Consider the following 6999-nt stretch of genomic DNA (forward strand, 5'->3'; position numbering starts at 1 on the left):
TGATGTTCCCTAAACAATTTAGCTGATTATCCGTTGTAAAACCCGGCGAAAAACAACCGCACTTTGGTTCTTTTGCAATATTATGCAGCAGTGGCAAAACTGATATTTTAGACACACTCCGCATGCATCAAATATCAATAATTTCAATTACTTACCTTACAGCGCGCACGCAGTACCGCCCTACATTTTGTATCAATTTTTATTTTGTGCGTTTACTACATCATGCCGAAAAAATTTGTAAGAAAGGCACCTATTCCGCCGTCTAGAACAATATCGCTTGAATATTGAAGGAGGCATCTACGATGAAATTTTCAAAAATCTTTCTACTTTTCACCACACTTTATGCTACAAGCACATGGACTTGGGCAGTAGAAAAAACCATACCAATGAAAAACACGGAGCAAAAAACTATGATTAACCATCAACAAAATATACGTGAAATTTATTTAGCCGGCGGTTGTTTTTGGGGTGTGGAGGCATATATGGAGCGCATTTATGGCGTGAAAGAGGCGGTTTCAGGTTACGCCAACGGTAACACGGATAAAACCAGCTATGCGCTTTTAGCCGTTACTGATCACGCTGAAGCCGTAAAAGTCACTTACGATGCAAACCAAATCTCACTTGATAAATTGTTGCAGTATTACTTCAAAGTGATCGATCCAACGAGTGTGAATAAGCAAGGCAATGATAGGGGCCGTCAATACCGCACCGGGATTTATTATCAAGATGCCGCAGATAAAACAGTGATCGACCATGCAATTGCCACGCTTCAAACGAAGTACAAAAATAAAATTCAAATTGAGGTAGAACCGCTGAAAAACTATACGGAAGCGGAAGAATATCACCAGGATTATTTGAAAAAAAATCCGAATGGTTATTGCCATATCGACATTACGCAGGCGGACGAACCGATAATTAACGAGAAAGATTACCCAAAACCAAGCGATGAAACACTCAAAGCAAAATTAACCCCGTTGCAATATTCGGTGACACAGAATAAGCATACGGAGCGTTCTTTCAGTAATGAATATTGGGATAATTTCCAACCGGGTATTTATGTTGATGTCACCACCGGCGAACCGCTGTTTTCATCCAATGATAAATTTGAATCGGGTTGTGGCTGGCCGAGTTTCACCCATCCTATTGCCAAAGAGGTGGTTCATTATCAAACCGACAATAGCTTTAATATGCAACGTACCGAAGTGTTAAGTCGTAGTGGTAACGCTCATTTAGGACACGTTTTTGATGACGGTCCAAAAGATAAAGGCGGTTTACGTTATTGCATCAACAGTGCCTCGATCAAATTTATTCCTTTGGCAGAAATGGAAAAAGCCGGATACGGTTATTTAGTGAAAACGATTAAAAAATAATGTTAATAGGTTGTGTGAACGCCGTTCACACAACTGGCAAAATATCAGGAAATTAAACTATGTTAGACCAACAACTTCTTATCGGTACAGTATTTTTAGCGGGCATTGCCTCTTTTCTTTCCCCCTGTATTTTTCCGATCATTCCCGTTTATTTTGGCATTCTCAGTAAGGGCGGGAAAAAAGTCCTTAATACCCTTTTATTTATCTTAGGGCTTTCGCTTACCTTTGTGAGCCTTGGCTTTAGCTTTGGTTTTTTAGGGAATATTTTATTCAGTCATACCACTCGAGTGATTGCCGGTGTCATTGTGATTATTCTTGGTATCCACCAACTTGGGATAGCCAAAATCGACTTACTTGAACGGACTAAATTAGTGGCGATCAAAACATCGGGAAAATCGACCGCACTTGAGGCATTCGTACTCGGCTTAACCTTTAGTCTTGGCTGGACGCCCTGCATTGGCCCAATTCTCGCTTCGGTTCTTGCGCTTTCCGGTGATGAAGGTTCTGCCGTTTACGGTGCGGCTATGATGTTTGTTTATGTGCTTGGCTTGGCAACGCCTTTTATGCTGTTTTCATTCTTCTCCGATAGTTTGCTTAAGCGAACTAAAAGCTTAAATAAACACTTAGACAAATTCAAAATCGGCGGTGGAATTTTGATTATTGTGATGGGATTTTTATTAATCACCAATAACTTAGCCTAGCCGAGTTCTCGCTACGCGAGTTCATAAACCGAGCCACATAACGGAATCAATACGGCTTGAATTGAATAAAACCATACTGCTTGTATGACTGAACAAAAAGGAAAAAACAAATGAAAAAATTACTTTCAATCTTATTAATGGTATTCAGCCTTCAGGCTTTCGCCAAAACCAATTTGGCAGACGTACCACTCAAGGATTTAAATAATCAACCTGTTACGCTTGAGCAATACAAAGGAAAACCGGTGTATGTGAAAATGTGGGCATCATGGTGCCCTATTTGCCTAGCCGGTTTGGCGGAAATTGACGATTTAAGTGCCGGGCAACATCAAAATTTTGAAATTATTACTCTTGTTTCCCCCTCTCATAAAGGAGAGAAGGCAACGGCAGATTTCATTGAATGGTACAAAGGTTTAGAATACAAAAACATTACGGTATTACTTGATGAAAAAGGGGAAATCATTGACCGAGCCCGTGCGCGCGGTTACCCTTTTAATGTATTTTTAGACAGTGATTTAAATATCAAAAAAACCGTACCCGGGCATTTAAATACAGAGAAAATCCGCCAATTTGCCGAACAATAGTATAGGATAAGTGCGGTTAAAATGCTTAAACTTTAAGTCTTTCCTATAATGTGACAAATACCTGTTTCCGAGTTCATATAACCGACACAGGTATTTTTATTTGTAGTAAAAGCACATCGGGGTGGAGAATTATCGATCAATCCGTAACAAATTTTTCAGCATTAATGGAAAATACCCGATAACCGCCAAAGATTGGAAAGATAATAGGTTGAATATCTCTACTTTTTTAATTATCCTGTGGGGGTTCATTCACTGGTATGAAACGAAGAAACTTTTCATTTCTTACCTGATTTTTTGAAAGGAATAACAATGCCTAAGCAAATTTCCGAAAAGGAATTAAATACTATTCGGCAACAGATGTTAAAATTTGCCGAATTACAATTACACAACCATGAGCTTGCAGAAGATCTTGTGCAAGAATCCTTTTTAAGTGCGTTTAAAAATATCGATCATTTTAAACGTGAGGCGGCATTTAAAACCTGGATATTTGCCATTTTAAAAAATAAAATTATTGATTATTTACGTCAAAAAGGACGTATTGTTTTGGAAAGTGAAATAGCAGATGAGGATTCACCAAATATGTTTTTTGATGAAGTCGATCATTGGAATTTAGCCTATGCACCGAGTAATTTAAAAGAGTATGAGGAAAAGATTTATGCTGAAGAATTTTGGCTGATTTTTGAAGCCTGCCTGACTTGTCTGCCTGCGCGGCAAGCCCGAGTTTTTATGATGCGTGAAGTTTTAGAATTATCATCAGATGAAATTTGCCAAGAAGCCCGATTAAGTAAATCTAATTTACACACCATACTTTATCGTGCACGCTTACAACTGCAACATTGTCTTTCTCGAAAATTATAAGGAGCCTCTATGCGTTGCCGTCAAGCTACAAGAATAATTTCAGATTCCCATGAACGTTCGTTAACTCTACAAGAGAAGGGGGGGTTACGTCTTCATTTGGCAATTTGCTCTCATTGCCGTAATTTTAAACAAAATTGTGACGAGTTGAGCCAATTAATGAAGGCATTTGCGAACAATTCAAGAAAATAAAAAAGCGGAAGTTTTAAACTTCCGCACAAATGTTACTTTGTCAATTCCGTTATCAAAGAAATGACTGTCTGAATGTCTGCGTTAGACAATTTGCCTTCTTTTACAAATTTTACTTTGCCCTTTTTATCCAACACAATAATGGCGCTTTCCTTAGCATTCAAATGCCATGCGTTTTTCACCGCACTTTTATCATCCAGTACCACTTGGCTATGCGGATTTTCTATTTTGCCCTTTTCCGCACTACTTTTCACAAACATTCCGGTGCCGACAATGGCATCGTCCGCATTGATAATCGTCGTGGTTTGATAGTTAGCGGGAGAGAAATGCGCCGCTCTGATGGCATCAATCATTGATTGATTTTTTTCTTTCGCCGCCGTTCTTCCAGCGAGATGATGAACCACCCTTACTTTCCCCGCTAATGAGGAAGACATCCAGGTTTGGAATTTGGTCTCTTTTCCTAAAAGTAGGATCTCGCCGTATTCCGTGACTTTTACCGCCGGTAATGATTGTTCAAGTTGTAAATTATGCGCAAACGCAAGACGGCTTAGCATCAGTAAACCTAATACAAAAATTAAAATTTGTTTTTTCATTTGTTTTCCTTTAAAAATCATTTAAAAAACGACCGCCCTTTTGGAGAATGTCTTGTTTTTCCGGTCAAAAACATATAGTTTTTCTCCAAATCCTATTTATTAAGCATTTAATCTTCCTCATTTTTCGGATAAGCTACACACCATTATTGTTTTATTTTTAAAGGGACATACTATGTTAGAACAGATGGGAAAACAAGCCAAAGAAGCGGCTTTTGTGTTAGCACAACTAAGTACCTCGGAAAAAAAACATGCTTTACATATTATTGCGGAACAGTTAGAACAACAAGCGGATCATATTTTAGCAGAAAATGGAAAAGATATTGAGCTGGCAAAGCAAAACGGGCTGTCTGAAGCCTTGATTGATCGTCTTCAACTTACCCCTGAGCGCTTACAAGGTATTGCTAATGACGTACGTCACGTGATTTCGCTGGCCGATCCTGTGGGTAAAATTATTGACGGGGGAACGCTGGATAGCGGCTTAAAAATTGAACGTATCCGCACACCGATTGGGGTAATAGGCACCATTTATGAGGCGCGCCCAAATGTCACCATTGATGTAGCAAGCCTTTGTTTAAAAACCGGCAATGCAGTTATTTTACGCGGGGGAAAAGAAACCCAATTTTCTAATAATATTTTGGTGAAAGTGGTGCAAAATGCCCTTGAGCAAGCAGGATTACCAAAATTTGCCGTGCAGGCCATTACCGATCCTAATCGTGATCTCGTGATGCAATTATTAAAACTTGATCGCTATGTGGACATGATTATTCCTCGTGGCGGGGCAGGCTTACACGAACTTTGTAAACAACATGCCACCATTCCGGTGATCATAGGCGGCGTGGGCGTTTGCCATACTTTTGTGGAAGAAAGTGCGGATCAAAATCAGGCTGTTTTGGTTATCGACAATGCGAAAACCCAACGTCCAAGTACTTGTAATACCCTAGAAACCCTACTCGTGCAAGATTCTATCGCCGCCGAATTTTTACCTAAACTGGTGACGCAACTTGCCGCGAAAAACGTAAAATATCACGCAAAATCAACCGCACTTGAAATATTAAAACAAGCCGGAGCAACGGTAGATGAAATCACCGAGCAACAACTACGTGAAGAATGGGGCTCTCTTGATTTAAATGTAGTGATAGTGCGGGGTATTCAAGCTGCGATTGCCCATATTCGCGAATACGGCACGCAACATTCCGAAAGTATTTTGACCGCCTCTCAAACCCTGGCACGACAATTTGTCAGCCAAGTGGATGCCGCAGCGGTTTATGTGAATGCGAGTACCCGCTTTACTGACGGCGGACAATTTGGCTTAGGGGCGGAAGTCGCTGTCAGTACCCAAAAGCTCCACGCACGCGGTCCAATGGGATTAGAAGCGCTTACGACCTATAAATGGGTCTGTGAAGGAAACTACACCACAAGAAAATAATCTTTATTTCAACCGCACTTATCAGCAATAAAGTGCGGTTATTTTTAGGAGAATTTTATGAAAAAACTGATTGCATTACTCATTATTATCGCCGCTTTGGGCGGCTTGGCTTTTGTGCAAACATCAGCAACGGCTGATAATGCCGATGACGGTAAACGAAATTTTGTGGTTTCGATTATCGCGAAATATTTCCCGTTTGAAGCGGAAGAGCTAACGGCATGGTACGATAAAAATATCGTTTATGCGGATAATCCGACAGATAATAGCGTGACGTTTAAATTAGATAAAAAAGAGATTACTCTTGCTGCTCATAAAACACAAAAACTCATCTTAGAACCGGGACAACATCGTTTAGAATTGTCTGACGGAAAGGTGGTTGAACTGACACAGAAAGAAGGAACAAACCGTTCTATTTTGAACCCGACAGCTTCGCCTTATTTCTTTTGGAAAACAGTTTACGGCTCGGTCAATCTGCCTATTGAATATAAAATGATCACAATAGACGGAAAATCCTATGAAGGGCCTATCGAGATCAGCAATGAATATTTGATTACACGTATAGGCAATCAACCTTGGCGGTTTGGTTTGGACGAGCCGATCCCTGATACAGTTGCCGTAAACAATGATCGTAATAATTACACCTTAATTTTTAGCAAAGCCTATCGCTTGCCGGATTTTATTAAAGCCTACCCCATGTTATCCGCACAATAAACAAAAGTGCGGTCAGAAAAAATTTCATTTTCCAATCGCACTTTAGTAAAAATCCACCTTCATAGAAGGTGGCTTTAATTTGCGCCCCATAGGGGCATTTTTAAATTTCGATTCTGAGAATCCAAATTTTATTCCGTTGAAAGACTTAATTGCTTGTCTTCAAACTCATGTTTCTCTTGATACTTCACATATCTTCGTATCATTTCTGCATTGACACCTACGGTGTCAACACAGTAACCTCTTGCCCAAAAGTGATTGCCCCATAATTTATGCTTCCTTAAATACGGAAACTTATTGAACAATCTTATCGCTGTCCTACCTTTTAAATGTCCCATTACTTCTGATACTGATATCTTCGGCGGAATATTAACCAACAAATGGATATGCTCTATTTGAACGTTTAATTCTACTATTTCTATTTTAAGCTGCTCACATAATATTCTTAGATGAACATAAACTACCCTACCTACTTTATCTTTTAATATTCTAAAACGACATTTCGGCGTCCAAACTAAATGATATTGACAATGCCAAATCACATGCGATGATTTCTTAAATCGACTCATATTTTTT

General features: G+C 39.5%; 9 protein-coding genes. 7 read left to right on the top strand and 2 right to left on the bottom strand.

All coding sequences use genetic code 11. The annotated features are described in order from the left end of the window. Positions 1-386: 386 nt before the first annotated feature. The 5 genes from msrAB (at position 387) to BKL51_RS12200 (ending at position 3699) form a co-directional block, all read left to right on the top strand. Positions 387-1370 carry a bifunctional peptide-methionine (S)-S-oxide reductase MsrA/peptide-methionine (R)-S-oxide reductase MsrB gene (gene msrAB, locus BKL51_RS11170; RefSeq protein WP_369801920.1) on the top strand — a complete coding sequence of 328 codons (984 nt, stop codon included), beginning with the start codon at positions 387-389 and terminating at the stop codon, positions 1368-1370. Between the two features lie 59 nt (positions 1371-1429). Beyond that, a complete protein-coding gene (locus BKL51_RS11175; RefSeq protein ID WP_077466734.1) occupies positions 1430-2071 on the top strand; it encodes a cytochrome c biogenesis protein CcdA in 642 nt (213 codons plus the stop codon). A 110-nt stretch (positions 2072-2181) separates the two neighbouring features. Then, complete coding sequence (locus BKL51_RS11180; RefSeq protein WP_077466735.1) at positions 2182-2652, top strand: redoxin family protein; 471 nt, start codon at positions 2182-2184, stop codon at positions 2650-2652. 309 nt (positions 2653-2961) lie between these two features. Continuing rightward, the gene (locus tag BKL51_RS11185; RefSeq protein ID WP_077466736.1) at positions 2962-3510 is read left to right on the top strand and encodes a sigma-70 family RNA polymerase sigma factor; all 549 of its coding nucleotides are present in this window, start codon (positions 2962-2964) and stop codon (positions 3508-3510) included. A 9-nt stretch (positions 3511-3519) separates the two neighbouring features. Next, a complete protein-coding gene (locus BKL51_RS12200) occupies positions 3520-3699 on the top strand; it encodes a zf-HC2 domain-containing protein (protein ID WP_077466737.1) in 180 nt (59 codons plus the stop codon). 32 nt (positions 3700-3731) lie between these two features. Here the strand turns inward: BKL51_RS12200 and BKL51_RS11195 are convergent, their stop codons facing one another. After that, entirely contained in the window at positions 3732-4289 is a 558-nt protein-coding gene (locus BKL51_RS11195) for a YtfJ family protein (protein WP_077466738.1), read from the bottom strand. A gap of 172 nt (positions 4290-4461) precedes the next feature. Between BKL51_RS11195 and proA the strand changes: the two genes are divergently transcribed. Both proA and BKL51_RS11205 read left to right on the top strand, forming a co-directional pair. Beyond that, complete coding sequence (gene proA, locus BKL51_RS11200; RefSeq protein WP_077466739.1) at positions 4462-5715, top strand: glutamate-5-semialdehyde dehydrogenase; 1254 nt, start codon at positions 4462-4464, stop codon at positions 5713-5715. Positions 5716-5772: 57 nt separating this feature from the next. After that, the gene (locus BKL51_RS11205) at positions 5773-6426 is read left to right on the top strand and encodes a hypothetical protein (RefSeq protein WP_077466740.1); all 654 of its coding nucleotides are present in this window, start codon (positions 5773-5775) and stop codon (positions 6424-6426) included. A 128-nt stretch (positions 6427-6554) separates the two neighbouring features. Here BKL51_RS11205 and tnpA read toward each other — a convergent pair whose 3' ends face one another. Beyond that, entirely contained in the window at positions 6555-6992 is a 438-nt protein-coding gene (gene tnpA / locus BKL51_RS11210) for an IS200/IS605 family transposase (protein ID WP_077466741.1), read from the bottom strand. Positions 6993-6999 lie beyond the last annotated feature (7 nt).

Source organism: Rodentibacter sp. Ppn85, from assembly GCF_001999335.1.
Taxonomy (GTDB): domain Bacteria; phylum Pseudomonadota; class Gammaproteobacteria; order Enterobacterales; family Pasteurellaceae; genus Rodentibacter.

What these genes read in the sequence shown, in the direction of transcription:
- BKL51_RS11195 (WP_077466738.1), bottom strand. Translation starts at nt 4,289, where the DNA reads ATGAAAAAACAAATTTTAATTTTTGTATTAGGTTTACTGATGCTAAGC.
- tnpA (WP_077466741.1), bottom strand. Translation starts at nt 6,992, where the DNA reads ATGAGTCGATTTAAGAAATCATCGCATGTGATTTGGCATTGTCAATAT.
- BKL51_RS12200 (WP_077466737.1), top strand. Translation starts at nt 3,520, where the DNA reads ATGCGTTGCCGTCAAGCTACAAGAATAATTTCAGATTCCCATGAACGT.
- proA (WP_077466739.1), top strand. Translation starts at nt 4,462, where the DNA reads ATGTTAGAACAGATGGGAAAACAAGCCAAAGAAGCGGCTTTTGTGTTA.
- msrAB (WP_369801920.1), top strand. Translation starts at nt 387, where the DNA reads ATGAAAAACACGGAGCAAAAAACTATGATTAACCATCAACAAAATATA.
- BKL51_RS11175 (WP_077466734.1), top strand. Translation starts at nt 1,430, where the DNA reads ATGTTAGACCAACAACTTCTTATCGGTACAGTATTTTTAGCGGGCATT.
- BKL51_RS11180 (WP_077466735.1), top strand. Translation starts at nt 2,182, where the DNA reads ATGAAAAAATTACTTTCAATCTTATTAATGGTATTCAGCCTTCAGGCT.
- BKL51_RS11185 (WP_077466736.1), top strand. Translation starts at nt 2,962, where the DNA reads ATGCCTAAGCAAATTTCCGAAAAGGAATTAAATACTATTCGGCAACAG.
- BKL51_RS11205 (WP_077466740.1), top strand. Translation starts at nt 5,773, where the DNA reads ATGAAAAAACTGATTGCATTACTCATTATTATCGCCGCTTTGGGCGGC.